This is a genomic window from Microvirga tunisiensis (assembly GCF_009296175.1).
GTDB lineage: Bacteria > Pseudomonadota > Alphaproteobacteria > Rhizobiales > Beijerinckiaceae > Microvirga > Microvirga tunisiensis.
Genome location: NZ_VOSK01000658.1, coordinates 1 through 1,885, shown reverse-complemented (window position 1 = coordinate 1,885; position 1,885 = coordinate 1). Strand labels below are relative to the sequence as shown.

The window sequence follows — 1,885 nt, the reverse complement described above, 5'->3', positions numbered from 1 at the left end:
AAGGCGAAGCAGACATTCGCACCGTCGTCGACACGGCGCGTCTCGGCCCGGGAACCAACGCGTTCAAGACAATTCTTCAGACCGTGTCCACCTGAACCTCAGGTCAAAATGGGGCGTGGGTAATTACGGCTGGTACGCTCGCAGAAGGTCCCAAGCCTTCCTGAAAGCTCCCCTGACGGTAGAAGTAGAGCACTCGACCCACATCTGGGAGCGACGTGTCACTCGTTGGATGGTGGCTGGACTGTCGATGTCGAGTCTCTCGATCATCTGCCTCGTGTCCTGGCTCATTGCCGGGAAGGCCCCATGAGGTCATCCGGAGTAGTCGGCCTGATCACTGCTGCGGCCCAGTTTTCGGAGAGGTAGGGTAAGATGAGAACATGAAAGGCCCCTCCTGATCGCGGAGGATGGCAACGGGAGCAAGGCATGGCCATCCAAGGCACCTCAACCCTCCAAGATACGTTCTTGGCCCATCTCCGAGACCACAGGACTGAACTGACGATGTTTCTCGTGAACGGGATCAGGCTTCAAGGCCAGATCGAGAGGTTTGACAATTTCACAGTACAGCTTGTCCGAGGCAGCAGCGCACAGATCGTCTACAAACATGCGATCTCAACCATCATTCCGGTGGAGGCCGTACAACTGTTTGACCCTGATGCCGAACGGTGATCCTCCCCCGCGAGTCCCCAGCCAGCCTCGCGCTTCCTACCGATTTCCAAAAGCTAATTTTTCCGACTCCCCGAGATCCTTCCACCAGTCCTGCCAGGAAGGCTCATGAACTGGATCGACAAGTCCGAAGAGCATCATCCGCAGCATCCGTGGCAGCGAGGTTGAGAGTGTCCTGTCACGAGGGCGCACGAACTCTTGCGCCTTGTTGGCCAGCAACTTCTCCCGGACCGCTTGGACGGCGTGTCTTACCGGCATCAACGGTCAACAGGATGCCCTCGCACCCGCGATACTTGATCTGATCGAACTTGATCCGAGGCAGGGTCTACCTAAAGTTCGGGTGCCACGCTCGACCACAAAGAGCCCTAAGGACGATCTTAGCGTCGCCACCTTAATGGAGCGATGACTGAATGAGATCGAGGGTGAACACACTCGCCAGACGATTGCTCAACACCGGATGGCGATCAATCAGTTCATGGACTTCCACCCCGGCAACGTGGCGGTCCGAACCGAATGACCTGATGATCTCAAACTTGGTCTGCTGGAATGTACGGGATCATGCCCTGTTCGAAAGCGATTTCCTGAACCTCACGCGGCATCTCACGCAAATCCACCAGCATCCCATTAACCTCGGCCATCCATACCAGCGGGTTCCGTTTCAGCAGGCTCGGCAGGGACCATTCCGGATTGAGCGGACTGATTTTGAGTGCCCGTGAAATGGTCTGCGCCTTCGCACTGGCTGTGCTCTGGCCGACGCTGAACCCAGCACACACATCGACCATGGTCATAAACGGTTTGAAGGATCTGTCTGAGAGGAAATTCGTCTGGCCAAGCGCATAGATGATGCCGCAACCCCAGGTGCGGGGCTGCCCCGAGGCAAGTGGGCTCGGTCGCTTCCGGCACAGGGCTGCCGTCATATCCCTCGCCAGTTCAAGGTATTCGCCGTTCAGGTGCTCTCGACAGAAGGCGTCCGTCAGAGCCGTGATGGTCTCATAGGTGGCCTGCATACCCTTGGGAACGGACCGGGAATGAGTGAATTTCGTCATGTCAAACCATCAACAATGTACGCCGCCTTCTGATCGCCGCCTCTGCCTTTAGCCGTTCTTATGCATGGGAAGGTTGATGAAGGCTGGCGAGTGTAGCTTAAGCACTTGAAGCAGCGTAGGATTTGGTTGCTGAGACTAATCCCTGCCACCAATTGCCCTGTGCCACACTCGCCATG

General features: G+C 56.8%; 2 protein-coding genes. One reads left to right on the top strand and one right to left on the bottom strand.

Annotated elements, in window-relative coordinates; genetic code table 11:
- Window positions 1–423 precede the first annotated feature (423 nt).
- Window positions 424–666: an RNA chaperone Hfq gene (gene hfq, locus FS320_RS42550; RefSeq protein ID WP_152718541.1), complete on the top strand. Its 243-nt coding sequence runs from the start codon at window positions 424–426 to the stop codon at window positions 664–666.
- Between the two features lie 524 nt (window positions 667–1,190).
- Here hfq and FS320_RS42545 read toward each other — a convergent pair.
- Window positions 1,191–1,709 carry a DUF6398 domain-containing protein gene (locus tag FS320_RS42545; RefSeq protein WP_152718540.1) on the bottom strand — a complete coding sequence of 173 codons (519 nt, stop codon included), beginning with the start codon at window positions 1,707–1,709 and terminating at the stop codon, window positions 1,191–1,193.
- Window positions 1,710–1,885 lie beyond the last annotated feature (176 nt).

Coding starts and splice junctions, on each gene's coding strand:
- FS320_RS42545 (WP_152718540.1), bottom strand. CDS start 1,709: ATGACGAAATTCACTCATTCCCGGTCCGTTCCCAAGGGTATGCAGGCC.
- hfq (WP_152718541.1), top strand. CDS start 424: ATGGCCATCCAAGGCACCTCAACCCTCCAAGATACGTTCTTGGCCCAT.